Raw genomic sequence first — 26,165 nt, forward strand, 5'->3', positions numbered from 1 at the left:
TGCGCTGGTCACCCGGGCGGAGCGGTGGTGCGGTGGGAGGCCGGGGGGAAAGCGTGCCCGGTGCCCCTCCGGCGCCGGGCGTCCGTCCCGTTCCTCAGGAGGCACACGTGACCATCCCTCGCCCGCTCGCCCGGCCGGCCCGCGTCCTGGCCGCCGCCCTGGCAGTCGGCACGCTGTTCGCGACGGCGGCCTGTTCCGGGTCGGACAGCAGCGCGTCGTCCGAGGCGGACACCTCGTCCACGATCGCCGAGCGGGGCCTCGCCGCGCAGACCACCTCGCCCCCGGCCTCGTCGTCGCCCGCCACCTCCTCGCCCGCGTCGGACCTCAGCGAGGCCGGCGCCCGGAACGCGCTGATCACCCCGGCGGACATCGAGGACGACTGGACACAGGTGCGCAACCCGCAGGAGTGGCGGGACTCACTGCTGCTGGGCAGCGTCGACGTGGCCGCGTTCGTCGACGGCAAGGGTGACACGCCCGACTGCCAGCGCCTGGTCGACGCGCTGTTCGACGAGACCCTGCTGGGCCGTCCTTCCGGCGCCTCGGCGCTCACCGGGTTCGAGCAGGGCGACTCCCGGCTGCTGTACCAGGTTGCCGCGTACGACAGGGCCGACCTGGACGACTCCATGCAGTGGCTGAGCTCGCTCCCCGACACCTGTGACCAGTTCACGCTGACCGGCGGCGACGCCGGCGAGCGGACCGTCCAGGTCATCGAGACGTCCATGCCCAAGGTCGGCGACAAGCGGCAGGGACTGACGGTGACCGTGAAGGGCGAGAGCGGGGGCAACCCCGTCACGCTGAGCCTGGACGTCGCCGCCGTGCAGATCGGCGCGGACGCGATCACGGTCACCAACGGCGGTCTCGACGGCGCCGACCACGACACCACCTCGGCCGCCGTGGAGCAGGGCACCGAGCGGCTCCAGGAGGTCCTCGCGGGCCGCACCCCGTCGCCCACGCCCAGCGGCATCAACTGACCGGGGCGTCCGGTGACGGATCCGGCGGGTTCCCCGGGCGGCGGGGCCGCGGGCCGGTACGGGCGCGAGGTGTTCACGCCGGAGGACCCGCGGGAGCCGGAGCGCATCGACGACGCCGCGCTGGTGTACGACCCGGTCACCACGCGCCTGCTGAGGGAGCTGGGCGCGGGGCCGGGCCTGCGGTGTCTGGAGGTGGGGGCGGGCACGGGGACCGTCGCGCGGTGGCTGCTGGAGGGGGCCGGCGTCACCGAGGTGGTCGCCCTCGACCAAGACACCCGTGCCCTGGCCGCGCTCGGCCTGCCGGGGCTGCGGGTGCTCACGGCGGACGTCACCGACGAGGACCTGGACCCGGGCACCTTCGACCTGGTCCACGCGCGGTTCGTACTGATGCACCTGCCGGGGCGGCGCCGGCTCGTCTCCCGGCTGGCCGGCCTGCTCAACCCGGGCGGGGTGCTGGTGATCGGTGACGCGGTGGAGCTGCCGGACACCCGCGACCGGTCCTCCGCCTACCGGCGCACCATGGACGCCATGTGGGCGGCGCTGCGCACGACGATCGGCACCGACCTCACGGAGGTGCCGGCGTATCCCCGTTATCTGCGCGAGGAAGGGCTGCGCGAGGTCGGCGCGGAGGTGTTCTGTCCGCCGCTGGTCCCGGGCGGCCCGGCGGCCCGGTTCTGGTCCGGGACCTGGCGCCGGATCCGGCCGGAGCTGGAGACGTCCGGCCTGGTCGACGCCCGGGTGGTGGAGCGGGCGCTGGCGTACCTGGAGTCGCCGGACCTGGCCGAGCTGGGCCCGGGGATGGCCACGGTCTGGGGGCGCCGCCCGTGATCAGTGGGCGTCGGCGTCGGGCGCGCCGGCGAGGGCGGTGAGCAGGCGGTCGGCGGGGAGGGCGGGCACGATGCGGCCGCCGTGGCCGGTGGTGGTCGTGGCGGCGAGCAGGGAGTTGAGCACGGCCTCCTCGACGGCGTCGAGGACCGCTTCGAACAGCGGACTCAGGCCGTCGTCGGCGACCGGGGGCGCCGCGCCGGGGCGGGTGGCGAAGGCGATCGCGTAGTCGCCGCTGCCGTGGCTGTAGGCGGCGCCCGTCCGGGCGAGGGCGAACACCGCGCGCCGCGCGACACGGGTGAGCTGCCGGGCGTCGAGCGGGGCGTCCGTCGCCACGACGATCATGCAGGAGCCGGTCTCCGCGGACGGGCCGGTGTCCTGGAGCCCCAGGGAACGGGGCGAGACGGTACGGCCGTGCACGCGCAGGGTGCCGCCGAAGTTCGCCTGCACGAGCGCGCCCACCGTGACCCGGCGGCCGGCCAGCTCGGGTGTGCGTGAGGAGGTGCCGATGCCGGCCTTGAACCCGAGGGCGACGGTGCCGGTGCCCGCGCCGACGCAGCCCTCGGCCACCGGACCCGCCGACGCCCCGGCGAGGGCTGCCCGGACGTGCTCCTCGCGGACGGGCCGGGAGCGGATGTCGGACAGGTGGCCGTCGTTGCACTCCCCCACGACGGGATTGAGGCTCCGTACCTCGGCGCAGCCGGGCTGTTCGAGCATCCAGCCGACGAGGGCGTCGGCGACCCGGAACGCGGACAGCGTGGAGGTGAGCAGCACGGGAGTCTCCAGCGTGCCGAGTTCGGCGAGCTGGGTCGTCCCGATGAGTTTGCCGTACCCGTTCCCGGTGAAGACGCCCGCCGGCAGGGGCGCCCCGGGACCCACCCCGTCGGGTACGACGGCGGTGACACCGCTGTGCACGTCGGGAGGGTTCCGCACCGTGGTGTGCCCGACCCGGACCCCGGGCACGTCGGTGATCGCGCCGAACGGCCCGGGCGGAACGCCCCCGACGACGATGCCGAGGTCACGGGCACGGGGGCGGCCGCCGGGAGGTGACGAGGGCCGGGACACGGGTTCCATGCGCCGGACGCTACACAGCCCTGTCGCGCCGGGGCGCACCGGCGTTCGGGTCAGCGTGCCGTTTCCGTGTCGGCCGGTGCGGGGTTCTCGGTGGTCAGGGCGCGGGCCATGGGGAGGCGGGACAGGGCCAGTACGCCGGCCGCGATCAGGGCGGCGCCGAGGATCTGCGGCACCAGCCACCAGCCGGTGCGGACGGACTCGGCGAAGACGGTGATGCCGAGCGCGAGGCTCACGCCGGCGTCGCCGAGGGTGAGGGCCGGCTGTGAGGCGACGAGGGGGCCGGACTGCATCGCGTTCTCGAGGAGGAACAGCGCGCACACACCGAACAGGGCGAACCCGTACGTCTGCCAGGCGGTGAAGAAAGCGCTCGCGCCCCCTTCGTCGAGGGTGTGCACCGAGGCCTTCATCAGCGCGGCCGTCATGGCGTATCCGATCGCGGCGGCCAGCCCGAAGCAGGCGGCGCGACCGCGGCCCTCGGGGCGGCGAAGCGCGGCGAGCACGAGCGCGGCCATGGCGGCGGCGCTCACAGCCAGGGCGGGAACCCAGTGGGTCATCGGCACCTGGGTGCGGTTTCCCTCGGGCGAGGCCGCGAACAGCAGGACCGCGAGGCCCGCCACGACCGTGCAGACGGCCGCCCAGCCGGTCCGGGACAGGCTTCCGCGCAGCACCACGGTGGCGATGACGAGAGCGAGCGGCAGTTCCAGGACGAAGAGAGGCTGGACGACCGTGATCGGTCCGGTGCCGAGTGCGACGGCCTGGCAGACGCCGGCGATGACGACGGCGGCGATGCCGAGAAGCCACACGGGGCGGCGCAACAGGTCGAGGATCAGTCCGACCCGGAGCGTGTCGGACCGTGGCACGGTCAGCGCGGCCTTCCGCTGGAGCACGGTCGCGAAGGCGTTGCTGAGCGCGGCGCCCAGTGCGAACAGGACCGGCACCAACATGTCCACCCTCCGCGACGACGAGACGGTCCCTGCCATGGTGACCGCCCGGCCGACGGCACGCGAACGCGGACGTGGCGTGGAGGGGCCGTGCGCCCCGGGTGAGGGGCGCCCGTTCCGGTGGTCTCAGCCGGCGGGGGCCGGGCCGCTCCGGCGGAGGTCCGTCCAGCGGGCGTAGGGCTCGCGGGCGTCGGGGACGAACCTCTCGTCACGCACCAGCTCGGCGAGCCGGGGCTCCGTCAGCCAGTCGTACCAGGCGATCTCCCGGGGGTCGGGGGTGACGGAACCGGTCACCGCGACCTCGTCAGCCCGAGCCGGTACGGGCTGATCACGCCCGCGCACCGGAACGTGAGAACGAGGGCCGGGCGCGCCCGCACGCCGAGTTCCTCCGCCAGTTCCCGGGCCGCGGCCTCCTCGTAGGTCTCGCCGGGCTCCGCCGCGCCCCCGAGCATCCAGTTGAGGCCACCCGGGAACCGCGCCCTGTCGTCCGGCCTGCGGTGCGCGAGGACGCGCCCCCGCGTGTCCCGGCAGACGACCGTCGCCACGCGGTGCAGCCACCGCCGGCGTATCGCCTCGCTTCTGCTGACGAGGCCGACGGCCCGATCGTCCTCGTCCACCCGTTCGACCATCTCCGCCATGGCGCCATCGTGCCGGAGGCGTGCGACACCGGGACCGTCACCCGGCCGGCCCCCGGGCAGGTCGACGGCGCCCGTCATTCGTAGTGCCAGGCGTCGGGGCCGCCGCCGCGCCATTCGACATGCGGGGACTGCCGCATGTAGGCGTCGTCGACCTCCTCCATCCCGGCCAGGCGCAGGAACTCCACGACGTCCAGGAGCCCGTAGGCCATGCCCAGGAAGTGCGGGCCCGCGCGGACACGGCGGCCGCCGTCGTCAGCGGGCGGATAGATCACGATGGGCAGGTCGCTCGCCATGGGTCCAGCGTGCCCGGGGCGTCAGGGGCCCGCATGCGGCACGGCCGGCCGGGCGGGACGCGGTCAGCCGCTCGCCAGGCTCGGCCGCGGGGCGGGCTGACCTGGGAAGGAACCGTCTCCGAAGAGGATCCGGCGGGCGGCGGCCCGGCCCGGGGGTGTGCGCAACAGGGTGAACGCCGCGGTGGTGGCGGCCGGGGTCCGTATGTGGGCGAGCCCGGTGCGCAGCGCCAGCCGTCCGCGGAAACGGGAGCGCAGCGCGGCTCCGCTGTAGTGGGTCAGCGCGTGCGGGGTCCCGGTGCGCAGGGCGTCGTCGAGGACCTCGGCGGCCAGCTCCGACAGCCGCAGGCAGGGGTCGAGGCCGCCTGCGGTGAGCGGGGAGACCGCGCCCGCCGCGTCCCCCACCAGCAGTCCCTCCGCGCAGCCGATGCGGCGCAACACACCCCCGACGGGGATCGGTCCGCCGCGCCGCTCGACCGGGCCGGTCCGCCGCACGCCGTCCAGCCCGGGCGCGCGGGCGACGAAGCGCTGCATGGCCCGGCGCATCCCGTCGGGAAAGCGGTCGGCGTAGCCGGCGACGCCGACGTGGGCGTGCTGCCCGTCGTTGACCACCCACGCCAGGTATCCGGGGGCGAACCGGGGGTCGAGCACGCAGTGGAACGCGGGCGGTTCGCCGTTCGGGGACACCGGGAAGACCTCCTCGGCCCCGATCAGCAGGTGGCGGTTGCGGTCGAGGCCGAGGTCGCGGGCGACGCTCGACCGGGCGCCGTCGGCGCCGACGACGTGGCGCGCGCGGACCTGGAGCGGCCCCTCGCGGCCGCTCAGGTGGCAGACGCCGTCCCGCCGTCCGCCGTAGCGGGTGCCCAGCGCGAGGCGCACGCCGGCGCGGACGGCGGCCTCGGCGGAGGCCTGGTAGAGCCCGGCCATGTCGCCCACCCGGAACTCGTCCCGGTCGCTGACCAGGTCGACGGGGCGGCGCATGCCGGGCGGGTAGAGCAGCATGCGCCGGATCGGCGGTCCGAGGTGCTCCTCGGGCAACGGGAAGTCCTCGAGGGTCTTGCGCACGAAGATCCCGGTGGTGCGGATCGCGCCGGCCAGGGTGGTGCGCCGGTCCACCAGGAGCACCTCGTGGCCCCGCCGGGCGAGCAGCGTGGCGAGGTGCAGCCCGGCCAGCCCGGCCCCGACGACCAGGACGTCGGTACGGGCCGTGCCGGTGAGGGACGGGCGGGAGGCGGGGACGGCTGAGGGCATCGGACACTCCAGGGACGGCGACTGCACACCGATCGAATGACGATGGGAAGCTATCGAATTTCGATAGACGCGGCAAGTGGCGGTCCCGTGGCGCGAGGGGCCATCATGGTGGTGGCAGGCCGTGTCGGGCGGCCGTTCCGGGCGGCGCCGGCCCTCCCTGGACCGAGCGGCGCCTTCCCGATGGACAAGGAGTACGGCATGCCCACGGACTCGGTCGAGCGTTTCCTCACGGCCCTGGACCCGGAGCACCGGGAGGCCGTCGGCACGAAACCGCGCGAGGAGCAGCAGCGGCTCGCGGACGCCTGGGAACGGGAGTTGGCGGACGACACCGAACTCGACACGCTGGACGAGCTCTCCCCGCCGGCCGCCGAGGCCGAGGCGGCCCGCCGCGTTCTGCGCCTGGAGGCGGGGTAGGGGCCGGCCGTTTGGTACGCCCAGGGGCGGGGGCCTGTGTGTCGTACGCCCAGGGGCGGGGGCCCGTGTGTCGTACGCCCAGGAGCGTGGCGGGGGCCGCCGTCCGGCCCTGCCGGCGACCGGCCCCCGAGGACCCTCACCACCGGCACCGGCACCGGTTCAATTCCCCACCCCCAGACCGGACATGAGCGCCGCCGGGTAGCGGTCGCCGCGTGCCGCGCCGGGCGGCACCGCCTTCTCGATCTCCGTCAGATCGTCCGCCGTGAGGTCCAGGCCGAGCGCGGGCAGCGCCTCCGCGAGCCGCTCGCGGGTACGGGCGCCGACGAGCGGCACGATGTCCTCCCCCTGCGCCGCCACCCAAGCGATGACCAGCTGGGCGACGGTGCACCCCTTCGCCTCGGCTACCCGGCGCAGGGATTCGACGAGGGCGAGGTTGTGCTCCACGTTGCCGGCCGAGAACCGGGGGCTCGCCGCCCTGTGGTCACCGTCCCGGCCGACGCGGTCCGCCGACCAGTGCCCGGAGATGAGCCCGCGGCCGAGGACGCCGTACGCGGTCAGGCCGATGCCGAGCTCCCGCAGCGTGGGCAGGACCTCCTCCTCGACCGCGCGCGAGATCAGCGAGTACTCGATCTGCAGGTCGGCGACGGGATGCACGGCGTGCGCCCGCCGGACGGTCGCGGCGTCGACCTCGGAGAGGCCGAGGTGCCGTACGTGACCGGCGTCGATCAGCTCCTTGACCGCGCCCACGGTCTCCTCGATCGGCACGTCGGGGTCCCGACGGGCGGGGCGGTAGATGTCGACGTGGTCGGTGCCGAGCCTGGTCAGGGTGTGGGCGAGGAAGTTCTTGACCGCCTTCGGCCGGCCGTCGGCCCCGCCGAAGTCGGTGGCGGACGGCCCGCGCAGCATGCCGAACTTCACGCTGAGCCGGTAGCTGTCCCGGTCACGGCCGCGCAGGGCCTCGGCGAGCAGCAGTTCGTTGTGGCCCATGCCGTAGAAGTCGGCGGTGTCGATCAGCGTGACGCCGGCGTCCAGCGCGGCGTGCACGGTGGCGATGCTCTCCGCGCGGTCGGCCTCGCCGTACGCCCCCGACATGCTCATCGCGCCGAGGCCGAGCGCGGAGACCTCCGGTCCGGTGCTGCCCAGGATTCGTGTACGCATCGTGTGCTCCCTTGTCGTCGTGTCGTCGTCCGCCACCCACTGTGTGCCGGTGGCGCGGCCGGCGGGAGCGGAGCGTTCATCGTGGGAGCGCCGCTCCCTGGCTGGGCGTCGTGCCGCGCGGGAGCATGGAGTCATGCAACGTGAGCAGCTCGCCGACTTCCTGCGCCGCCGTCGTGAGGCGATCCGCCCGGCCGAGGTGGGCATCGCCGAGGGCACCCGGCGCCGCACGCGCGGACTGCGCCGGGAGGAGGTGGCGATGCTCACCGGGATGTCGGTGGACTACGTGGTCCGGCTGGAGCAGGGGCGCAGCAGCCAGCCGTCGGCCCAGCTGCTCGTCGCGCTGGCCCGCACGCTGCGCCTGTCCGACGACGAACGCGACCACCTGTTCCATCTGGCCGGTCACCGGCCCCCGCCCGCCGACGGCACGGCGCGGCTCGCCCGGGCCGGTCTGGTGCGCATGCTCGACCTGCTCGGCGACACGCCGGCCCTGGTGCTGTCCGACCTCGGCGAGGTGCTCGCGCAGAACCGCGCGTCCGCGCTGATCGGGCACCTCACCGGCTTCCGCGACGACCGCCGGTACATGATCTACCGCTGGTTCACCGACCCGGACGTCCGAGCCGTCTGCCCCCCGGAGGACCAGGAGCACGCCGCCCGCGGCATGGTGGCCGACCTGCGCGCGGCCGCCGGACGCCGGGCGGGCGACCCCACGGTCGCCGGGCTCGTCGAACGGCTGCGGGCCGCCAGCGCGGACTTCCGCGCGCTCTGGGAGGAGCACGAGGTCGCGGTCCGGCGCGCGGACCGCAAGACCCTGCTGCACCCCCGCGTGGGCCCGCTGCGGCTGGACTGCGAGACCCTGGTCACCCCCGACCAGAGGCAGCAGCTGCTGGTGCTCACCCCTGCGGACGCCGAGACCCGCGAGCGGATGGAACTGCTGCGGGTGCTCGGCAGCGAGGAGTTCCCCACAGGGACGGCGGACCACGGCGGACGGTGACCGGCCACATGGGCCACACGGGCCGTGCGGCCAGGCGGCCATGGGCCCGGAGGAGGAGATCGCCGCGAACGTCGTGGGTGCCGGTCCGGAGCCCGACGAGGGTGACGGGGCGACCCCCGCGGACCCGGCCGAACGGCTCACCTGCTTCGTCTCGGCCGTGCGGGACACGTGGCTGCGGGGTGACCGGGACGGGGTGCGGTCGAGCGGTCCGGTGCGGAGTTCGCGGTTCGTGTGACGGACGGGCGAGCCGGCCGTCGGGCTCCCGGTCGGCGGCGCCCGGACGCCGCCGCCTCGCCGGGAGGTGCCCGCAGGCCGCCCGTCACGCCGTCGACCGCTCGCGGTCCGTGCGGTGGCGGAGGCACGAGGTGACGACCACGAAGGGCCAGAGCGACTGGACGGCGGTCACCACACGTTCGGCGACGCCCGCCATGCCGTGCCGGTGCATCTCGATCAGGAACCACGCCGCGCCGGCGACCATCAGCGCCGTCGCCGCGAGCGAGGGGGTGGGCCGCAGTGCCCACGGGGCGGTGCGGCGGCCGTCGGCGGCCAGGACCGGCCACAGGGCCAGCAGCACGAAGCCGACGGCGGCCACCGATCCGTGGCCCAGCGAACCCCCGCTGCTCGGCGGGGCCCAGGGCGACGGCCAGCGCGGCCACTCCCCGCCGGCCAGCGCCGCCCGCCCCGCCGCCGCGGCCGCGCGCAGCCCCCACGCGGTCAGCAGATGACACACGCCCAGGGCGATGAACGCCCCCGTCATCACCCAGGAACCCGAGGCGCCGTAGGCGGCCAGGACGCTGATCGTCTGGGTCACGGGGTCGTAGGCGGATCCCTCCAGCACCGCCGCGATCACCCATCCCGCGATCAGCAGCAACGGCGCGAACCCCGACGAGAGCAGAACCCACCTCGGAACAAGCAGCATTGGACCAGAATACGGAACGAAATGGCACCTAACGACCTTGAGGTCACACACCGGAAATGCTCCGACATGAGCGGTTCGCGACTTCGGCGTAAGGTGATGGCCGTGCATTCGGCCGCGGCCCCCGGGCCCCGGATGCAGTCCCTCCGGTCGCCGGAGTCCGCCCGCATGCCTGCCGTGCGTCGGGATTCCGTACGACCCGGCCACCTCAGCACCACCACGCGGAGGACCCACGATGGGCACGGTGACGACATCTGACGGGACGACCATCTTCTACAAGGACTGGGGCCCACGCGACGGCCGGCCCATCGTCTTCCACCACGGCTGGCCGCTCAGCGCCGACGACTGGGACGCCCAGATGCTGTTCTTCCTGGGGCAGGGCTACCGGGTGATCGCCCACGACCGCCGCGGCCACGGCCGCTCCGACCAGACGGCGGACGGTCACGAGATGGACACCTACGCCGCCGATGTCGCGGCGCTGACCGAGGCCCTGGACCTGCGGGACGCCGTGCACATCGGGCACTCCACCGGCGGCGGCGAGGTGGCGCGCTACGTGGCGCGCGCGGAGCAGGACCGTGTGGGCCGGGCCGTGCTCGTGAGCGCGGTGCCGCCGGTCATGGTCAAGTCGGACAGCAACCCGGGCGGCACGCCGATCGACGTCTTCGACGGGTTCCGCTCCTCCCTCGCGGCCAACCGCTCCCAGTTCTACATCGAGGTGGCCTCGGGCCCGTTCTACGGCTTCAACCGGCCGGGCGCCAAGGTCTCCCAGGGGCTGATCGACAACTGGTGGCGGCAGGGCATGACGGGCGCGGCCAACGCCCACTACGAGTGCATCAAGGCCTTTTCGGAGACCGACTTCACCGAGGACCTGAAGCAGATCGACGTCCCGGTGCTCGTCATGCACGGCACCGACGACCAGGTCGTCCCCTACGACGACGCGGCCCCCTTGTCGGTGAAGCTGCTGAAGAACGGCACCCTCAAGAGCTACGAGGGCTACCCCCACGGCATGCTGTCGGTGCACCCCGACGTCCTCAACGGGGACATCCTGGAATGGCTCACGTCGTAGACGGCGGGGGCGACCCCTCGGCGGCGGACGTGGAACTGTCCGCCGCCGACTACACGGAGCGGACGCACGCCGTCCTCGCGGCGATGGCGGCCGGCGGCGGGAGCGGCCGCCGGCCCGCCGACGCGGCGCAGGCGCGTGCCGACCGCACCGTGCCCGCGCTGGCGGGGCCGGCGCCGGACACGGTCACGGTGACCCCCGCGACCGTCCCCGGCCCGGCCGGCCCGCTCGCCCTGCGCGTGTACCGCCCCGGTCACGCCCGCACGCCGGGCGCCGGCCTCGTGTACCTGCACGGCGGCGGGTTCGTGGTCGGCGGACCGGACAGCCACCACGGCGCGCTGTGCGCCCTGGCAGACACCACGGAGCACGTGGTCGTCGCCGTGGACTACCGGCTGGCGCCGGAGCACCCGTTCCCGGCCGCCGTGGAGGACGCCGAGGCGGCGACGCGTCAGGTCGCCGCGCACGCGCAGGACTTCGGGATCGACGCGGGCCGCCTGTCGGTGGCCGGTGACAGCGCGGGGGCCACGCTGGCCGCGGTGGTGGCCCAGTCGTCGCGCACGCGCGGCGCGTCGTACCTCGCGCACCAGGTGCTCATCACCCCGCTCACCGCGTTCCCGCCGTACGTCGACACCGCCAGCAGGCGGGAACTGGCGCAGGGGTACTACCTCACCCGCGAGCTGCTGGACTGGTACACCGAGTGCTATGTGCCCGACGCCGCCGACCGGGGCGACCCCCGGGCGGCGCCGGGGCTGGCGACGGACCTGCGCGGGCTGCCGCCCGCCACCGTGATCACCGGAGGTCTCGACCCCCTGCACGACGAGGGCGAGCGGTACGCCCGGGACATGGCCGCCGCCGGGGTGGACGTACGGGTGCGGCGGCTGCGGGGCGCCTTCCACCTGCTGTGGCTGGCGACGGCGCTCGCTCCCGCCGCTCAGGCGGAGGTGTTCTCCCTGGTCGACGAGCGCCTGGGCGCCGTGAGTTGAGGTCCGTCGGGCCTTGCCGCCCGGCGGCCGTCAGCAGAGTGTGGCGGTGGCGGTACGGCACAGGAACCGCTCCGCGCGCTCCCACGACCAGCCGTTCTCGACGACCAGGGTGCGCCAGCCGGACGGGCCGAACCAGAACCACAGCAGGTCGGCCGTCTCCTCCACGGAGGTCGGCGGGCGCGGTGTGAGGGTGTCCAGGTGGCGGGCCACGGCACCCAGCGCGCGGCGGTACTCCCCGGTGGCGCGTTCCCACAGCTCCTCGGCCTGCTCGTGCGCCGGGAGCGCCTTGCGGATGGCCTCGTGGACGACGAACTGCCCCTCGTTCCCCAGTCGGGTGGCCGCCGCGAGCTCCCGCAGCAGGTCCCGGGGATCGGAGAGCCCGAGCAGGCGGCCCACGGCCTCCTCGTGGCCGGACGCCGTCACGCCCTGGTCGACGATCCGGTCCAGGATGTCGCTCTTGCTGCCGACGCTCGCGAAGACGGTCTTCGGGGAGACGCCTGCCGCCGCGGCGATGTCCGCCACGGTGACCCGCCCGTAGCCGCGGCCGGCGAACAGGCCGGCCGCGCACCGCAGGACCTGCTCCCGGGTCCGGGCCGCCGCCTGCTGACGCAGCGGAGAGGCATAGGCGCGCTTGGTTGCCATGGCGTCACTCTAGCCTGCGACGTCACCTTCAGGGGGCGCTTAGGGTATTGATTAGGTTCGTTGTAACCTCAAAATACTCGCACCTCAGGGAAGGCACGACTCATGGGCATGGACCCCGGAGAACTGGCACGCGGACTCTTCCGAGTCCTGGAGACCGGTGACGCCGCACTCGCCGCGGACGTCGTCCACGACCGGTTCGGCAACCGCGAGGCGGACGTCGCCCCGGCGGCGTGCTCGCTCAGGGGGCGCGCCGGCGTCCTCGCCTCCTCGGCGTGGCTGCGCGGCGCCTTCGACGGACTGCGCTTCCCGATCGACGACATCGGTCACGACGGCGACCGGGTGTGGGTACGCCTGCGGATGCAGGGACGTCACACCGGTCCGTTCGTCCGGTTCCGTGACGGCGCGCTCGACCAGGCGGTGCCGCCGACCGGCCGGGACGTCGACTTCGAGCAGATCCATGTGCTCGACCTGCGCGACGGTCTGGTCCTGCGGCACGAGGCGGTGCGCGACGACGTGACGATGCTGCAGCAGCTGGGCGTCTTCCCGCCCACCCCGGGCGTGGCGCTGCGCCTGGCCGGCTGGAAGGTGACGGGGCGTGCCGCGCGGGCGGCCAAGGAGGTCTCACGGCGTGCCGCGGAGGCGGCCGCGTCGGCGTGACCGGACGGCGCACCCCGGCGGGAGGAGAATGCGGGTGAGAAGGCCGCCGTGGGAGCGGCGGCCGTGAGCGGGTGGAGTGAGGCGGATGGAACGGCGGGAGCACCGCGTCGGCATTCTGGTCTTCGACGGGATGAAGATGCTGGACCTGTCCGGTCCCGCGGAGGTCTTCAGCGAGGCCAACCGCTTCGGTGCCGGCTACCGGCTGAGTCTCGTCTCGGTCGGCGGGAAGTCCGTGCGCTCCTCGATCGGTGTCCAGGTGCCCGTCGACGCGGACGCCTCGGACGCCCCCGCCTTCGACACCCTGCTGGTGGTCGGCGGTGACGCGCTGCCCACCTTCCCCGTCGACCCCGGTCTCGGCGCGGCCGCGGCGGACCTGGCCCCGCGGGCGGGCCGGGTCGCCTCGATCTGCACCGGCGCGTTCGTGCTCGGAGCGGCCGGTCTGCTCGACGGCAGACGGGCCACCACGCACTGGCAGCACACCGCGCTGCTCGCACGGCGCCACCCGGAGGCCCGTGTGGAACCCGACGCGATCTTCGTCAGGGACGGCACCACGTACACCTCTGCCGGGGTCACCGCGGGCATCGACCTGGCGCTGGCCCTGGTGGAGGACGACCACGGGCCCGACCTGACGCGCGACGTCGCCCGGTCACTGGTGGTGTACATGCAGCGGGCGGGCGGACAGTCGCAGTTCTCCGCCTCGCTCCAGGGTCCGGCACCGCAGACCCCGGTGCTCCGGCTCGTGCAGGACGCGGTGCAGGCGGATCCGACGGCCGACCACAGCCTGAAGGCGCTCGCGGCGCGCGTCCGGGTGAGTCCCCGGCATCTGACCCGGATGTTCCGGGCGGAACTGGACACCACCCCGATGAAGTACGTGGAACTGATCCGCTTCGACCTGGCGAAGGCCCTGCTGGACGCGGGCCGCAACGCCACGGAGGCGGCGGCCCTGTCGGGATTCCCCAGCTACGAGAGCCTGCGCCGCGCCTTCGCACGCCATCTCGGCCTGTCCCCGACCCGGTACCGGCAGCGCTTCTCGACCACCGGAGCGGACGGGCCGCGCGGCCCGCGTACGTGACGGCCCAGGCCTTCCGGGTGTCCGTTTCCGAGGGGTTGTCGGCCGTCCCCGAGCGGACGCGGAGGCCCGGGGGCCGCAGGGTGGAGGTGCAGAGGTCACCACCAGCCCCAGGAGGCAGTCATGAGTGAGACGATCGCCGGAATCACGGTCCCCGACAGCAAGCTGGCGCAGGCCGCCACCGATCTGATCCGCGACACCACGCCGCCGCTGATCTTCCACCACTCCCGCCGGGTGTTCCTCTTCGGCAGTCTGCAGGCGGCGGCGCGCGGACTGCGGCCCGACCCGGAACTGCTCTACGTGGCGGCCATGTTCCACGACACCGGTCTGGTGGCGCCGTACCGCAGCGACGACCAGCGGTTCGAGATGGACGGCGCGGACCAGGCACGCGCGTTCCTGCTGAGCCACGGGCTGTCCGAGGGGGACGCCGAGAAGGTGTGGACGGCCGTCGCGCTGCACACGACCCCGGAGGTGCCCTACAAGCTGGCGCCGGAGATCGCGGCCACGACGGCGGGTGTGGAGACGGACGTGCTGGGCCTGCACCTGGACAACGTCACGGCCGCCCAGATCGACGAGGTCACCGCGGCCCACCCGCGCCCGGACTTCAAGCGCCAGATCCTCCAGGCGTTCACCGACGGCTTCAAGCACCGCCCGGACACCACCTTCGGCACGGTGAACGCGGACGTGCTGGAGCACTTCGTGCCGGGCTTCCGCCGCACCGACTTCGTGGAGGTCATCCAGAACTCGGCCTGGCCCGAGTAGGCGCCCTCACTGCCGCGCGTAGGTGAGGCAGTCGACCTGCTCCTGCTCGTACCCGACGGAGATGGCCGGTGCGTGGCATTCCAGCCCCGAGTTGTGGCGGCAGTCGGCCATCTTGCACGCGCCGACCCGGCCGGTGGTCGACGGTTCGCCGCCCTCCAGGTCGGCGCCCATGAAGGTGTCACAGACGGGGCTGTCGAGGTCCCCCACGGTGATCGCCGCGGCGCGGCAGGCGTGGTCGTGGTTGTAGGCGCAGCTCTCGGCGGCGCATTCGCTGATGACGGGCAGTTGCATGACGGGTGCTGCCATGATCGATCGCCCTTTCCGTGATCTCGTACGGATCGGTCGCCGTGGTGGTGGCCGGCTCGGGCCGCGGTACGCCACCGTCACGGTCGGCGGGCTTGGGGCGGCGGGGTCCGTCCGAGCCGGCGGCTCGCGCAACGCTCCCTTCCTGTCTTCCACTGTCCGCGACGGCAGGTGCCGGCGCACGTCGGCGGGGCGCGCGTGCCTTGAGCAGCGCGGGGAGCAAGGGAAGCGGCGCCGCGAGGGATCGGCGCCGCTCCGTCACACAACACCATCTCGCGCACGCCGCCGCCGCGAGAGATCCGACCGGTCCCCCTGCCCCGGGACGACCGTCCCCCGTGCCGGGCCGAACGGCCCTCGGAACGGGTGAGCGGGACACTCAGCCGTCGTCGTCCGGCAGGCCGGGCGACCGGGCGATCTCCTGGCCGGCGGCCTCGATGACGGCCAGCACGGCGGCCGCCGCCGCGTCGGGGTCGCGGGCCTCGACGGCCTCCACGACGGCGCGGTGGCCCGGCAGCGAGCCCTCCACCGCGCCCGGTGTCTGGGTGCTGATCACGAAGCTGTGCTGCAGCGCGATCTCCACGGCACGGCCCAGCGAGCCGAGCAGACGGTTGCCGCCCGCGTCGAGCAGGGCCCGGTGGAAGACGATGTCCGCCTCGACGTAACCGGCGCGGCCGGGGGACGCCGCAGCGGCCTCCATGGCGGCGAGCGCGTCGTACAGGACGCGCACGTCCTCGGGGCCCGCCCGCTCGGCGGCGAGGCGGGCCGCCTCGGGCTCGACGATCCGCCGCAGTTCGCCCGTGTCACGCAGCAGGGCCGCCGCGTCCTCGGCCTGCTTCCAGCGCAGGACGTCGGGATCCAGGTGGTTCCAGTGCTCCGGGGGCAGCACGCGCGTGCCGGTGCGCGGACGTACGTGCAGCATCCCCTTGGCCACCAGCGACTTGACCGCCTCCCGCAGCACCCCCCGGCTGACACCGATAGCGGCCGCGAGGGCGTCCTCCACCGGCAGCGGGTCGCCCGGCCCCCACGCGCCGCCCACGATGCGCCGGCCGAGCTCGTCCACCACGCGCTGATGCATGGTCGGGAACTTCGTCATGATCTCCGCTCGCCCTCTGGACGCCATTCATCGAATCATTTAATGATTGAGCGCCAGGGTAGCGGGGCCGCGCCCCGCGACGCCCCCTCGCACAGCGGACGACCGACGACGCCGGAGCCACGGGAGTGAGTACATGACCGACGACCGGAGCACGGACCGCCGCAGTCAGGCATGGTTCGGCGCCACGGGGCGCAGCGGGATGCTGTACCGCTCCTGGATGCGCAACCAGGGCTTCGGACACGAGGTGTTCGACGGGCGTCCCGTCATCGGCATCGCGACCAGCGCCTCCGAACTCGCCCCGTGCAACGCCCATCTGACCCGCGTCGCCGAGGCGGTCAAGCGCGGGGTGTGGCAGGCGGGCGGCTTTCCGCTGCAGTTCCCCACCATGGCCACCGGCGAGACGCTGATGCGCCCCACCGCCATGCTGTACCGCAACCTCATGGCCATGGAGGTCGAGGAGCTGATCCGGGCCAACCCGCTCGACGGTGTCGTCCTGCTGTCCGGCTGCGACAAGACGACTCCCGCCATGCTCATGGGCGCCGCGAGTGTCGACCTGCCCGCGGTCATGGTCACCGGCGGGCCGATGCTGAACGGCAAGTACCGGGGCCAGGACGTGGGTTCGGGCACGCATGTGTGGAAGTTCGAGGAGGACCTGAAGACCGGTCGGATGACCGAGGAGGAGTGCTTCTTCGCCGAGGGATGCATGGCGCGCTCCAACGGGCACTGCATGACGATGGGCACCGCCTCGACGATGGCCTGTGTGGCCGAGGCGCTCGGCATGCAGCTGCCGGGCTCGGCGGCCTGGCCGGCCGTCGACTCGCGCCGGATGGAGACCGCGCAGGCGGCCGGCCGGCGCATCGTGGCCATGGTGGAGGAGGAGTTGCGGCCCTCGCGGATCCTGACCCGTGAGGCCTTCGAGAACGCCGTCCGCGTGAACGCGGCCATCGGCGGCTCCACCAACGCCGTCATCCACCTCACCGCCCTCGCCGGGCGCGTCGGAGTGAAGCTGGACCTGGGGGACTTCGACGAGCTGGTCCGCGCGGTGCCGACCCTGGTGAACCTGATGCCGAGCGGCACGTACCTCATGGAGGACTTCTGTTACGCGGGCGGACTGCCCGCCGTCATGGCCGAACTCCTCGGCGGCGGGCTGCTGCACGGGGAGCCGGTCACCGTCACCGGACGCACGGTCGCCGAGAACACCGACGGCGCCGAGCGCGTCGACTCCGACGTCATCACCCCCCTCGACGCCCCCTTCCAGCCGGCCGGCACCGGCATCGCCGTCCTGCGCGGCAACCTGTGCCCCGACGGGGCCGTGATCAAGCAGTCGGCCGCGTCACCGCATCTGCTCACCCACCGCGGCCCCGCCCGTGTCTTCGACTCCCCCGAGGCGTACCACGCGGTCGCCGACGACCCGGACCTCGACGTCGACGAGAACACCGTCGTCGTCATCCGCAACGCCGGTCCCAAGGGCTACCCCGGCATGCCCGAGGTCTCCAACGTGCCGCTGCCCGCCAAGCTGCTGAAGGCCGGCGTCACCGACATGGTGCGCGTCTGCGACGGGCGGATGAGCGGCACCGGCTACGGGACGGTGGTCCTGCACGTGGCGCCGGAGGCCGCCGTCGGCGGACCGCTCGCCCTGGTGCGCGACGGGGACCCCGTCGTCCTCGACGTCCCCCGCCGCACCCTGCGCCTGGACGTGGACGACGCGGAACTCGCCCGACGCCGGCAGGAGTGGACGCCGCCCGCCGAGCGGTACGCCGGCGGCTACACCTGGCTGTACACCCAGCACGTCGAACAGGCCGACCGGGGCGCCGACTTCGGGTTCCTGCGCGGCAGCCGCGGACACGAGGTCCCCCGCGACTCCCACTGAGCCGGCCCTCTCGTCTTCCAGGAGTGCATCGACCGTGGAATCCACACCCGCGCGCCCCCGTCCGCACCTCACCGCCGGCTCCGTCCTTCCCGAGGACGCCGGCCGGGCCGCCCTCGTCGCACGCGTCCACGACCCGGACGGGGACGGACCGTGCGTGGCCGCGGTGCGCGGCGAGCACGTCGTCGACCTGACGTCCCTCGCCCCCACCGTCTCCGACCTCATGGAGCGCGAGGACGCGGCGCGGGTCGTCCGCGAGGCCGACGGGGGACGCGTCTGGCGTCTGGACGACCTGCTCGGCGCGCCGCCGGGCCGCCGGGACGTGCCGCATCTGCTCGCCCCCGTCGACCTCCAGGTGATCAAGGCGGCGGGCGTCACCTTCGCCCGGAGCCTGCTGGAGCGGGTCATCGAGGAGCGGACGGGAGGTGACCCGGCGCAGGCCGCGAGGGTGCGCGCGCACCTCGGGCAGGTGGTGGGCGGCAGGCTGGACGGCATCCGTCCCGGATCACCGGAGGCGGTCAAGGTCAAGGAGCTGCTCGTCGCCGAGGGGCTGTGGTCGCAGTACCTGGAGGTCGGGATCGGTCCGGACCCGGAGGTGTTCACCAAGGCCCCCGTGCTGTCCGCGGTCGGCACCGGCGCCGACATCGGCGTACTGCGGGCCTCCGTGTGGAACAACCCCGAACCGGAGGCGGTCCTCGTCGTGGACGCGCACGGCCGGGTGCGCGGCGTGACGCTGGGCAACGACGTCAATCTCCGCGACATCGAGGGGCGCAGCGCGCTGCTGCTGTCCCGCGCGAAGGACAACAACGCCTCCTGCGCCATCGGCCCGTTCGTCCGGGTGCTCGACGGGGACTTCGGCCTCGACGCCGTCCGCGGGCTCGACATCGACCTGCGGGTCGAGGGTGCGAACGGTTACGTCCTGCGGGGCAGCAGTTCCCTGCGCGAGATCAGCCGTGACGTCCTGGACCTGGTGGCCGCCACGCACGGCGCACACCATCAGTATCCGGACGGTTTCGTGCTGTTCACCGGCACGCTGTTCGCGCCGACCGAGGACCGGCACGCGCCCGGCGCGGGCTTCACCCACGCCTACGGCGACGTCGTACGGATCTCCAGCCCGCGGCTCGGCGCCCTGGTGAACACCGTCGTCCCGAGCGAGGAGGCCGCGCCGTGGACGTTCGGCGTGGGCGCGCTGATGCGCAGCCTCGCCCGGCGCGGCCTGCTGCGGGACTCTCCCGGCGGGCCGGGGTGCGCGGGCCCCTGACGTGCGCCGCGCACCCCGGGGTCAGCCGGCGAGCGGCTCCTGGACGATCGTGGCGTGGAGCCGCCGCGTGTGGTCCACCTGGCGCTCCGCCCCGGTCAGCGTGACCCGGGCGGTCAGGCGCGGGTCGGCGCTGGACGCGGCCAGCCGTAGTTCCAGTTCGCCCGGTTCGACGACGCGCCGGCCGTCGCGCCCGGTGAAGGAGGCGAGGTCGGCCGGGACCGTGACGCCCAGACGCCGGGCCTCCCCCACCTCCAGGGCGACCCGGGTGTAGCCGATGAGGCGCTGCACGGGCTGGACGACGGAGGCGACCGGGTCGTGCAGATACAGCTGCACGACCTCGGTCCCGGACCGCCCCCCGGTGTTCCGGACGGTGAACGAGAGGGCGAACTCGCCCTCGGTGGTGGCTTCCCGCACCTCCACGGTCAGGTCGGTCCAGTCGAACCGCGTGTAGGACAGTCCGTGGCCGAAGGGGAACGCGGGGGTCGGGTCCATGCTGGACACCTTGCTGGCGTGCGCGAGCCGCGCCCCGAGGTAGGTGCCCGGCTGGGTGCCCGGACCCCGTGGTATGCCGACCGGGAGGCGTCCGGAGGGGTTGACCCGGCCGCTGATCACCCCGGCGATCGCGCGCGTGCCCTCCTCGCCCGGGAAGAAGGACTGCACGATCGCCGCGGACTCCCGGGCCGCGCGGCCGAGGGCGTACGGGCGCCCCGCCAGCAGTACGGTCACCACGGGCGTGTCCAGGTCGAGCAGGGTGTCGAGCAGGTGCTGCTGCGCGCCGGGCAGCGCCAGCGTCTCGACGTCGCAGCCCTCGCCGCTGGTACCCCGCCCGAAGAGTCCCGCGCGGTCGCCGAGCACCACCAGGGCGATGTCGGCCTCGCGCGCCAGCCGCGCCGCCTCGTCGAGACCGGAGAGGTCCCCGTCGTCGACGCCGGTGCCGCGGGCGTGGGTGATCTCGGCGTCGGGGAACTCGGCGGCGAGCGTGTCGCGCAGGGTGGGCAGCTCGATGCCGAGGGGGGTGCCGGGGTGGCGGACGCCGATGTGCTGGGGGAAGGAGTAGCAGCCGAGGACGGCGGCGGCCTCGTCGGCGTTGGGGCCGATCAGGGCGATGCGGCGGGGCCGTTGAAGCGGCAGCGTGCCGTCGTTGCCGAGCAGGACGACCGCTTCCTCGGCGAGCGTGCGGGCCAGCGCGCGGTTCTCCGGGCCGTCCAGGTCGATCCGGCCGCGCAGGGCCTCCGGGTCGTCCTGGTCCGTCGCGCCGAGGGCGGCGGGGACGGGGTTCCAGTCCGGGTCGAGCAGTCCGAGGGCGATCTTCTGGGTGAGCACCCGGCGTACGGCGCGGTCGACCAGCTTCTCCGGGACGCGGCCGTCGGCGACGGCCGCGGTCAGGGGCGCCCCGTAGGTCTTGACGTTGGGCAGTTCGACATCGATGCCCGCGTGCAGCGCCGTTCCGGCGGCCTCCGCCCAGTCGCCGGCGATGCCGTGCAGGGTCCTGAGGAAGGCGATGGCGAAGTAGTCGGCCACCACCGTGCCGTCGAAGCCCCAGGTGTCGCGCAGCAGGCCGGTGAGCAGGTCCTCGTCGGCGGCGGACGGCATGCCGTCGGTGTCGGTGTAGGCGTTCATCACCGACCGGGCGCCGCCCTCGCCGATCGCCATCTCGAAGGGCGGCAGCAGCACGTCGGCGCGTTCGCGCGGACCCAGGGACGAGGGGGCGAGGTTGCGGCCGGCGCGGGAGGCGGAGTAGCCGGCGAAGTGCTTGAGGGTGGCGACGATCCCGGCGGACTCCAGGCCCTGGACGTAGGCGGTGCCGATGGTGGCGACGAGGTACGGGTCCTCGCCGATGGTCTCCTCCACACGTCCCCAGCGGGCGTCGCGGACGACGTCCAGCACGGGGGCGAGACCCTGGTGGACACCGACGGCGCGCATGTCGCGGCCGATGGCGGCGGCCATGCGCCGCACCGTGTCCGGGTCGAAGGCGGCTCCCCAGGACAGCGGGACGGGGTAGGCGGTGGCGCCCCAGGCGGCGAAGCCGGCCAGGCACTCGTCGTGCGCGAGTGCCGGGATGCCGAAGCGGTTGGAGGCGGCGATCCGGGCCTGTGTGCGGGCCAGGGAGAGCGCGCCCAGGGCGGGGTCGACGGGGACCGTGCCGAAGGGGCGGGTGAGCTGGCCCAGTCCGGTGGGCAGGAGCGCCTCGAGATCGACGGGCTCCTCCATCTCGTGCTGGTGCGGGGCGACCTCGCCGCCCTCGTCGGAGGCGCCCACCCACACTCCGTAGAGCTGGGCGGTCTTCTCCTCCAGGGTCATCGCGTCGATCAGCGCGTCGACGCGGGCGGTGACGGAGGCGGTGGGGTCGTTCCAGAGCGGGAGTGCGGAGGTGTTCTCCGCGGCCACGTCGGCGTTCACTTTCCTCCTCCGCCCGTCCGCCCCGTGACAGGGACGGTACGGGCGAGCCGGTGGACGGATGGGTGGGTGCCTGCGCCGGTCACCGGCCGAACCCCGCGGTCAGTCCGCTCAGCAGCTGGCGGCGGCCGAAGGCGTACAGCACCAGGACGGGCAGCGTGGTGAGGACGACGGCGGCCAGCACGGCGGGGACGTTGACCCCGTACTGGCCCTGGAAGGTCCACAGGGCCAGCGGCAGGGTCCGGCGGTCGGGGCTCTGGGTGAGGACCAGCGGCAGCAGGAATCCGTTCCAGATGGTCAGGGCGTTGAAGATGCTCACGGTGAGGATGGCCGGCCGGGTGAGGGGCGCCGCCAGCCGCCACAGCGTCGTCCATTCGGTGGCGCCGTCGACCCGCATGGAGTCGAACAGCTCCTTGGGCACGTCACGGATGAAGTTGGCGAGCACCAGCACGGACAACGGGATGGCGAAGGCGATCGACGGGAGGATCAGCGCCGCGAGGCTGTCGTACAGGTGCAGCTTGATGATGATCAGGTAGACGGGGATCACCGTCGCCTGCAGCGGGATCGCGAGTCCCATGAGGAACAGCCCGTTCATGGCGCGCAGGACCCGCATACGCCAGCCGCGGACGATCGCGTAGGCCGCCATGAAGGACACGACGACCGCGGGCACCACCGCGCCCACGGTCACCACGACGCTGTTCACGAAGTACTGCAGGAAGTCGGACTCGACGACCAGCCGGTAGTTCTCCAGTGTCGGGTCGCCCGTCGGCACCAGGGGGTTGCTCGCGTAGTAGCGGCTGCGGTCCTTGAGGCTGGTGATGAGGGTCCAGTACAGAGGCACGGCGACGACGGCGAGCCACAGCCACCCCGCCAGCCCTCCGGCCCAGTTGCGCCGGGCGGTCGCCGACCGGGAGCGGCGTGGCTGCGCGCGCGGGGTGGTCTTCTCGGGCCGTCGCGTCTTGGTCAGCGTGGTGGTCACGTCAGGAGGCCCCCTCGAGTTGGCTCGCACCGGCGTCCCGGCCTCCGAGGCGGCGCAGCAGCAGGGCGAGGGCGAGGCCCACAAGGACCAGGATGACCGCGATGGCGCTGGCCGGTCCCATCAGGCTGGCCTGGAATCCCCGCTTGTACATGTCGAGTGCGAGGACCCGGGTGGCGTCGCCGGGGCCGCCCTCGGTCAGGACGAAGATGAGGTCGAAGAAGGTCAGCGACCCGACGACCATCAGTGTGGACGAGGTGATGACGGTGTACTTCAGCTGGGGCAGCGTGATGCTGAAGAACTGCCGGATCCGTCCGGCGCCGTCCAACTGTGCCGCCTCGTAGAGGGACGTCGGGATCTGCTGGACGCCGCCCTGGTAGATCAGGGAGTGGAACGGGACGAACTGCCAGGAGACGACGAAGACGACGACCCCGAACGCCAGCCAGGGCCGGCCGAGCCAGTCCTGGCTGAGCGCCTGGATCTTGAGTCCGGCGCCGAGCCCGAAGTTGGGGTCCAGCAGCGCCTCGTAGGCGATGGCGATCGCCGCGGAGCTGAGCATCAGCGGGACGAAGTACACCACGCCCAGCACCGCGCGGTAGCGCTGGCGGCCCGCGAGGAATGTGCCGAGGAGGATGCTCAGCGGTGTCTGCACGATCCAGGACACGGCCATCACCAGGAACGTCACCCAGAGGGCGTGCGGCAGCCCGGGGTCGGTGAGCACCGCACGCCAACTGGTCAGTCCGGTCACGCGGATGGAGCCGATGCCGTCCCAGGTGGTGAAGCTCAGCGCGAAGACGCCGACGAGCGGGACCACGGCGAAACCGACGAAGAGCAGCAGCGCCGGCGTCGCGAGCCACGGCAGGACGCTGCGTGGCTCGCGACGCCGTGTCGCGCCGGTGGCCGCGCTCATGCGCCGGTGACCGCGTTGAGGTTGCTCGCGAACTGCTGCGGTGAGATCGACAGTTGGAACAACTTGACGATGTTGTCCAGCAGCGTCTCGGCGGCCGTCGGGCTGAGTGCCTGGTCCCAGGACTGGACGAACACCTTGGCCTTGCTGGCGAGGTCGTAGGTGAACTGGAGGAATTCGGCGTTGTCGGAGGCGGCCAGCAGCTTCTCCGTGCCGAGCCGGATCGGGACCGAGCCGTTGCCGATCCAGCTCTTCACCTCCTCCTCCTGGAGGAGGCCCGTGGCGAAGAACTCCTTGGCGACCTTCTTCTCCTCCGCACTCGCCTTCGAGGAGATGGACAGGTACTGGGCGGGGTTGCCGACCGTGTTGCTGAGGTCGCCCTTGCCGCCGTCGACGGCCGGGAAGTTCATGAAGCCCAGCGAGCCGCTGGGGACGAAGTCCCCGCCGTCGGCCTGCTGGATCCCGTACGACCAGGCGCCGTGCAGCATCATCGCGGCCCGGCCGGTGTACAGCAGCGCCTGGTCGGCGTTGGAGTCCGCGGTGATCGACGAGAAGCCCTTGACGAACCCGTCGGCCTTGACCAGGTCCTGCAGCGCGGTCAGCGCCTTGATGGCGTCCGGGTGGGACCAGGCGTTCTTCTCGCCCTCGATGGCGGCCTGGAAGACCTCGGGACCGCCGATGCGGTCGAACAGGAACTCCAGCCACATCATGTTCGTCCACCGTGACTGGCCGCCGAGGGCGAAGGGCGCGATGCCCTTGGCGTTGAACCTCGGCACCAGCGCCATGATGTCGTCCCAGGTCTCGGGCGGCTCCACCCCGATCTGGTCGAAGACCTTGCGGTTGTAGTAGAGGATGATCGGCTGGACGGTCTCGCTCGGCATCGCGTAGATCCTGCCGTCGACGGTCGCCGCGCCGAAGGAGGACGGGAACAGCCCCTTCTTGACGTCGGGGTGCTCGTCGAACCACGGGGTGAGATCCTCGACCTGGCCGGCCTCCGCGTAGGCGCGCAGCGTCCCGCCGCCCCAGCCCCAGATGATGGTGGGCGCCTTGCCTGCGCCGATGGCGGTCTTGATCTTCGTCTTGTACGCGTCGTTCTGGTAGGTCGTGTCGTCGATCTGGGTGTCGGGGTGGGCCTTGTTGAAGGCGTCCACGGCTCCGGCCCTGACCCCTTCCTGCGGCTGTCCGTTGAGGTACCAGTACGTGGCACCGCTGCTCTTGCCGGGTCCGGACGAGCCGCCGCAGGCCGTCAGCGCCGCGGAGACGGGCACGGCGGCGGCCAGGCCGAGGAGGGTACGTCGAGAGAGCGCCATGATTTTCTCCGCACTCGAGAGCCGTCGGCTTCTCGTGAGTCATGGTGAAAGGTTTTCGAAAATCACTTCTTCTTGCTCTGTCCGTGCAAGCTAGGTTTCGCGCTGATGCCCTGTCAATACGTGTGCACGGGGCCTTGAAAGACGGGCAGCTTCAGGTCTGCACCGGCATGGGAGCCACCCGTCGAAGCGCCAGGAGAGAGCGAAAGGTTTTCGAAAACGGTCGGTCGGAGGCGGTGGTGACGTGGTGACCGCGGGCTGACAAACTGTCGGTGCAGGTCATGCCGGGCCGTCGGGGCCCGGTGCCGCCCGCGCCGGACCCCGTCGACGCCCTCCTCGGGCGCCCACAGCTGAGAGGAACCGATGCGACCGAACGCCAGGCGCACCACGTTGGCGGACATCGCCCAAGCGGCCGGGGTCTCCGTCGCGACCGTGTCCAAAGTGGTCAACGGCCGCGGTGACGTGGCGCCCCACACCCGCGTCCGGGTGCAGGAGCTGCTGCATCAGCACGACTACCTGGCACCGGTGTTCCGCCACACCGAGGCCGTCGAGACCCCGACCATCGAGGTGCAGTTCAAGGGCGGTCTCAAGTCGTACGTGGCGGAGACCCTGGAGGGCATCGTCGACGCGGCGGCCGAGTCGGGAGCCTCGGTGGTGGTCAGCAAGGCGTCCAGCGCCCCCCACTGGGCGCGGGACCTGGTCTCGGCCGGGCGGCGCGCCGTCATCGCGGTCACCAGCGTCTACACCGCGGCCCACTTGAACGAACTCGCTCGCTCCGGGCTGCCGTTGGTGGTGCTCGACCCGCTGCACCTGCCGGACAGCAGGGTCAACAGCGTCGGGGCGACCAACTTCGGCGGCGGTCTGGCCGCGACCCGGCACCTGCTGTCGCTGGGACACCGTCGTATCGCCTACCTCGGCGGACCGGCCATGGCCGTCTGCAACCAGGCCCGTATGCACGGTTACCGCGCCGCCATGGAAGCCGAGGGGCAGCGGGTACCGGAGGCGTACGTCCGGCCCGGTGAGTTCACCTACGAGACGGGCCTCACCGGTGCCTCGGCGCTCCTGGACCTGGAGGCGCCGCCGACGGCGGTCTTCGCGGGCAACGACGAGATCGCCCTCGGCGTCGTCGAGACCGCCCGCGTCCGGGGTCTGCGCGTGCCCGAGGACCTGAGCGTGGTCGGCTTCGACGACACGAGCCTCGCCCAGATGGCCTCCCCGCCGCTGACCACCGTGCGCCAGCCGCTGCGGGAGATGGGCGCCGCCGCCCTGCGCACCGCGCTCCGGCTGGCCAACGGCGAGAAGCTCGAGTCCCATCACGTCGAACTTGCCACCGAACTCGTGGTCCGCGCCTCGACGGCACCGCCGCGCGAGGAGCCCCCGCCGCACGACTGAGCGCGGAGAGGGCTCCG

26 protein-coding genes and 1 pseudogene are annotated in these 26,165 nt (G+C 73.2%); 13 read left to right on the forward strand and 14 right to left on the reverse strand.

The window, feature by feature from the left end; genetic code table 11:
- Positions 1–107: 107 nt before the first annotated feature.
- Both F3L20_RS20260 and F3L20_RS20265 read left to right on the forward strand, forming a co-directional pair.
- Complete coding sequence (locus F3L20_RS20260) at positions 108–971, forward strand: hypothetical protein (RefSeq protein WP_150155565.1); 864 nt, start codon at positions 108–110, stop codon at positions 969–971.
- Between the two features lie 69 nt (positions 972–1,040).
- Entirely contained in the window at positions 1,041–1,799 is a 759-nt protein-coding gene (locus F3L20_RS20265; protein ID WP_346768034.1) for a class I SAM-dependent methyltransferase, read from the forward strand.
- Here F3L20_RS20265 and F3L20_RS20270 read toward each other — a convergent pair whose 3' ends face one another.
- From F3L20_RS20270 to F3L20_RS20290, 5 genes and pseudogenes are all read right to left on the reverse strand, one after another.
- Complete coding sequence (locus F3L20_RS20270) at positions 1,800–2,870, reverse strand: P1 family peptidase (RefSeq protein ID WP_150155567.1); 1,071 nt, start codon at positions 2,868–2,870, stop codon at positions 1,800–1,802.
- A 50-nt stretch (positions 2,871–2,920) separates the two neighbouring features.
- Positions 2,921–3,814: a DMT family transporter gene (locus F3L20_RS20275; protein WP_167534566.1), complete on the reverse strand. Its 894-nt coding sequence runs from the start codon at positions 3,812–3,814 to the stop codon at positions 2,921–2,923.
- Positions 3,815–3,937: 123 nt separating this feature from the next.
- Positions 3,938–4,449: pseudogene (locus F3L20_RS20280) on the reverse strand (NUDIX domain-containing protein).
- Between the two features lie 74 nt (positions 4,450–4,523).
- Positions 4,524–4,742 carry a hypothetical protein gene (locus tag F3L20_RS20285; RefSeq protein WP_150155568.1) on the reverse strand — a complete coding sequence of 73 codons (219 nt, stop codon included), beginning with the start codon at positions 4,740–4,742 and terminating at the stop codon, positions 4,524–4,526.
- Between the two features lie 63 nt (positions 4,743–4,805).
- Positions 4,806–5,990, reverse strand: coding sequence for an FAD-dependent oxidoreductase (locus F3L20_RS20290; RefSeq protein WP_150155569.1), 1,185 nt, complete (start codon positions 5,988–5,990; stop codon positions 4,806–4,808).
- Between the two features lie 198 nt (positions 5,991–6,188).
- Between F3L20_RS20290 and F3L20_RS20295 the strand changes: the two genes are divergently transcribed.
- The gene (locus tag F3L20_RS20295; RefSeq protein WP_145828293.1) at positions 6,189–6,404 is read left to right on the forward strand and encodes a hypothetical protein; all 216 of its coding nucleotides are present in this window, start codon (positions 6,189–6,191) and stop codon (positions 6,402–6,404) included.
- A gap of 159 nt (positions 6,405–6,563) precedes the next feature.
- On the opposite strand, the gene F3L20_RS20300 is transcribed toward F3L20_RS20295, so the two are convergent.
- On the reverse strand, positions 6,564–7,562 hold the full coding sequence (locus F3L20_RS20300) for an aldo/keto reductase (protein ID WP_150155570.1): 999 nt from the start codon (positions 7,560–7,562) through the stop codon (positions 6,564–6,566).
- A 133-nt stretch (positions 7,563–7,695) separates the two neighbouring features.
- Between F3L20_RS20300 and F3L20_RS20305 the strand changes: the two genes are divergently transcribed.
- Together F3L20_RS20305 and F3L20_RS20310 are read left to right on the forward strand one after the other, a co-directional pair.
- On the forward strand, positions 7,696–8,553 hold the full coding sequence (locus F3L20_RS20305; RefSeq protein WP_150155571.1) for a helix-turn-helix transcriptional regulator: 858 nt from the start codon (positions 7,696–7,698) through the stop codon (positions 8,551–8,553).
- A 40-nt stretch (positions 8,554–8,593) separates the two neighbouring features.
- A complete protein-coding gene (locus F3L20_RS20310; RefSeq protein WP_206338804.1) occupies positions 8,594–8,788 on the forward strand; it encodes a hypothetical protein in 195 nt (64 codons plus the stop codon).
- Between the two features lie 84 nt (positions 8,789–8,872).
- On the opposite strand, the gene F3L20_RS20315 is transcribed toward F3L20_RS20310, so the two are convergent.
- Positions 8,873–9,472, reverse strand: coding sequence for a DUF998 domain-containing protein (locus F3L20_RS20315; protein ID WP_150155572.1), 600 nt, complete (start codon positions 9,470–9,472; stop codon positions 8,873–8,875).
- 232 nt (positions 9,473–9,704) lie between these two features.
- Between F3L20_RS20315 and F3L20_RS20320 the strand changes: the two genes are divergently transcribed.
- Complete coding sequence (locus tag F3L20_RS20320) at positions 9,705–10,535, forward strand: alpha/beta fold hydrolase (RefSeq protein ID WP_150155573.1); 831 nt, start codon at positions 9,705–9,707, stop codon at positions 10,533–10,535.
- Positions 10,520–11,515, forward strand: coding sequence for an alpha/beta hydrolase (locus tag F3L20_RS20325; protein WP_150155574.1), 996 nt, complete (start codon positions 10,520–10,522; stop codon positions 11,513–11,515). The genes F3L20_RS20320 and F3L20_RS20325 overlap by 16 nt, the downstream gene beginning before the upstream one ends.
- A gap of 30 nt (positions 11,516–11,545) precedes the next feature.
- On the opposite strand, the gene F3L20_RS20330 is transcribed toward F3L20_RS20325, so the two are convergent.
- On the reverse strand, positions 11,546–12,157 hold the full coding sequence (locus tag F3L20_RS20330) for a TetR/AcrR family transcriptional regulator (protein ID WP_150155575.1): 612 nt from the start codon (positions 12,155–12,157) through the stop codon (positions 11,546–11,548).
- A 102-nt stretch (positions 12,158–12,259) separates the two neighbouring features.
- On the opposite strand from F3L20_RS20330, the gene F3L20_RS20335 reads away from it, so the two are divergent.
- From F3L20_RS20335 to F3L20_RS20345, 3 genes are all read left to right on the forward strand, one after another.
- Positions 12,260–12,814, forward strand: coding sequence for an ester cyclase (locus F3L20_RS20335; protein ID WP_150155576.1), 555 nt, complete (start codon positions 12,260–12,262; stop codon positions 12,812–12,814).
- Between the two features lie 85 nt (positions 12,815–12,899).
- The gene (locus F3L20_RS20340) at positions 12,900–13,886 is read left to right on the forward strand and encodes a GlxA family transcriptional regulator (protein ID WP_150155577.1); all 987 of its coding nucleotides are present in this window, start codon (positions 12,900–12,902) and stop codon (positions 13,884–13,886) included.
- A 120-nt stretch (positions 13,887–14,006) separates the two neighbouring features.
- On the forward strand, positions 14,007–14,645 hold the full coding sequence (locus F3L20_RS20345) for an HD domain-containing protein (RefSeq protein WP_150155578.1): 639 nt from the start codon (positions 14,007–14,009) through the stop codon (positions 14,643–14,645).
- 6 nt (positions 14,646–14,651) lie between these two features.
- Here F3L20_RS20345 and F3L20_RS20350 read toward each other — a convergent pair whose 3' ends face one another.
- Together F3L20_RS20350 and F3L20_RS20355 are read right to left on the reverse strand one after the other, a co-directional pair.
- Positions 14,652–14,936, reverse strand: coding sequence for a DUF1540 domain-containing protein (locus tag F3L20_RS20350; RefSeq protein ID WP_145828487.1), 285 nt, complete (start codon positions 14,934–14,936; stop codon positions 14,652–14,654).
- A 388-nt stretch (positions 14,937–15,324) separates the two neighbouring features.
- Entirely contained in the window at positions 15,325–16,068 is a 744-nt protein-coding gene (locus tag F3L20_RS20355; RefSeq protein ID WP_150155579.1) for a FadR/GntR family transcriptional regulator, read from the reverse strand.
- Between the two features lie 106 nt (positions 16,069–16,174).
- On the opposite strand from F3L20_RS20355, the gene F3L20_RS20360 reads away from it, so the two are divergent.
- A complete protein-coding gene (locus tag F3L20_RS20360) occupies positions 16,175–17,911 on the forward strand; it encodes an IlvD/Edd family dehydratase (RefSeq protein WP_150155580.1) in 1,737 nt (578 codons plus the stop codon).
- Positions 17,912–17,945: 34 nt separating this feature from the next.
- Positions 17,946–19,169, forward strand: coding sequence for a fumarylacetoacetate hydrolase family protein (locus F3L20_RS20365; RefSeq protein ID WP_150155581.1), 1,224 nt, complete (start codon positions 17,946–17,948; stop codon positions 19,167–19,169).
- A 21-nt stretch (positions 19,170–19,190) separates the two neighbouring features.
- Here the strand turns inward: F3L20_RS20365 and F3L20_RS20370 are convergent, their stop codons facing one another.
- The 4 genes from F3L20_RS20370 to F3L20_RS20385 all read right to left on the reverse strand — a co-directional run bounded on the left by F3L20_RS20370 (position 19,191) and on the right by F3L20_RS20385 (position 24,759).
- Positions 19,191–21,569 (reverse strand): beta-glucosidase family protein, encoded by a 2,379-nt coding sequence (locus tag F3L20_RS20370; RefSeq protein WP_150155582.1) that lies wholly within the window; start codon positions 21,567–21,569, stop codon positions 19,191–19,193.
- A gap of 79 nt (positions 21,570–21,648) precedes the next feature.
- Positions 21,649–22,545: a carbohydrate ABC transporter permease gene (locus F3L20_RS20375; protein ID WP_150155583.1), complete on the reverse strand. Its 897-nt coding sequence runs from the start codon at positions 22,543–22,545 to the stop codon at positions 21,649–21,651.
- Position 22,546: 1 nt separating this feature from the next.
- Positions 22,547–23,452 carry a carbohydrate ABC transporter permease gene (locus tag F3L20_RS20380; RefSeq protein WP_150155584.1) on the reverse strand — a complete coding sequence of 302 codons (906 nt, stop codon included), beginning with the start codon at positions 23,450–23,452 and terminating at the stop codon, positions 22,547–22,549.
- Entirely contained in the window at positions 23,449–24,759 is a 1,311-nt protein-coding gene (locus F3L20_RS20385; protein WP_150155585.1) for an extracellular solute-binding protein, read from the reverse strand. Before F3L20_RS20385 ends, F3L20_RS20380 begins: the two co-directional genes overlap by 4 nt.
- A 360-nt stretch (positions 24,760–25,119) precedes the next feature.
- Between F3L20_RS20385 and F3L20_RS20390 the strand changes: the two genes are divergently transcribed.
- A complete protein-coding gene (locus F3L20_RS20390; protein WP_150155586.1) occupies positions 25,120–26,148 on the forward strand; it encodes a LacI family DNA-binding transcriptional regulator in 1,029 nt (342 codons plus the stop codon).
- Positions 26,149–26,165 lie beyond the last annotated feature (17 nt).

This window comes from Streptomyces tendae (genome assembly GCF_008632955.1).
GTDB lineage: Bacteria > Actinomycetota > Actinomycetes > Streptomycetales > Streptomycetaceae > Streptomyces.

Bases quoted from the DNA above. Each gene is read 5' to 3' on its own strand.
- F3L20_RS20290 (WP_150155569.1), bottom strand. From the start codon at position 5,990: ATGCCCTCAGCCGTCCCCGCCTCCCGCCCGTCCCTCACCGGCACGGCC.
- F3L20_RS20325 (WP_150155574.1), top strand. From the start codon at position 10,520: ATGGCTCACGTCGTAGACGGCGGGGGCGACCCCTCGGCGGCGGACGTG.
- F3L20_RS20275 (WP_167534566.1), bottom strand. From the start codon at position 3,814: ATGTTGGTGCCGGTCCTGTTCGCACTGGGCGCCGCGCTCAGCAACGCC.
- F3L20_RS20340 (WP_150155577.1), top strand. From the start codon at position 12,900: ATGGAACGGCGGGAGCACCGCGTCGGCATTCTGGTCTTCGACGGGATG.
- F3L20_RS20385 (WP_150155585.1), bottom strand. From the start codon at position 24,759: ATGGCGCTCTCTCGACGTACCCTCCTCGGCCTGGCCGCCGCCGTGCCC.
- F3L20_RS20270 (WP_150155567.1), bottom strand. From the start codon at position 2,870: ATGGAACCCGTGTCCCGGCCCTCGTCACCTCCCGGCGGCCGCCCCCGT.
- F3L20_RS20390 (WP_150155586.1), top strand. From the start codon at position 25,120: ATGCGACCGAACGCCAGGCGCACCACGTTGGCGGACATCGCCCAAGCG.
- F3L20_RS20360 (WP_150155580.1), top strand. From the start codon at position 16,175: ATGACCGACGACCGGAGCACGGACCGCCGCAGTCAGGCATGGTTCGGC.
- F3L20_RS20315 (WP_150155572.1), bottom strand. From the start codon at position 9,472: ATGCTGCTTGTTCCGAGGTGGGTTCTGCTCTCGTCGGGGTTCGCGCCG.
- F3L20_RS20330 (WP_150155575.1), bottom strand. From the start codon at position 12,157: ATGGCAACCAAGCGCGCCTATGCCTCTCCGCTGCGTCAGCAGGCGGCG.
- F3L20_RS20300 (WP_150155570.1), bottom strand. From the start codon at position 7,562: ATGCGTACACGAATCCTGGGCAGCACCGGACCGGAGGTCTCCGCGCTC.
- F3L20_RS20305 (WP_150155571.1), top strand. From the start codon at position 7,696: ATGCAACGTGAGCAGCTCGCCGACTTCCTGCGCCGCCGTCGTGAGGCG.
- F3L20_RS20335 (WP_150155576.1), top strand. From the start codon at position 12,260: ATGGGCATGGACCCCGGAGAACTGGCACGCGGACTCTTCCGAGTCCTG.
- F3L20_RS20320 (WP_150155573.1), top strand. From the start codon at position 9,705: ATGGGCACGGTGACGACATCTGACGGGACGACCATCTTCTACAAGGAC.
- F3L20_RS20355 (WP_150155579.1), bottom strand. From the start codon at position 16,068: ATGGCGTCCAGAGGGCGAGCGGAGATCATGACGAAGTTCCCGACCATG.
- F3L20_RS20350 (WP_145828487.1), bottom strand. From the start codon at position 14,936: ATGCAACTGCCCGTCATCAGCGAATGCGCCGCCGAGAGCTGCGCCTAC.
- F3L20_RS20380 (WP_150155584.1), bottom strand. From the start codon at position 23,452: ATGAGCGCGGCCACCGGCGCGACACGGCGTCGCGAGCCACGCAGCGTC.
- F3L20_RS20295 (WP_145828293.1), top strand. From the start codon at position 6,189: ATGCCCACGGACTCGGTCGAGCGTTTCCTCACGGCCCTGGACCCGGAG.
- F3L20_RS20345 (WP_150155578.1), top strand. From the start codon at position 14,007: ATGAGTGAGACGATCGCCGGAATCACGGTCCCCGACAGCAAGCTGGCG.
- F3L20_RS20285 (WP_150155568.1), bottom strand. From the start codon at position 4,742: ATGGCGAGCGACCTGCCCATCGTGATCTATCCGCCCGCTGACGACGGC.
- F3L20_RS20310 (WP_206338804.1), top strand. From the start codon at position 8,594: ATGGGCCCGGAGGAGGAGATCGCCGCGAACGTCGTGGGTGCCGGTCCG.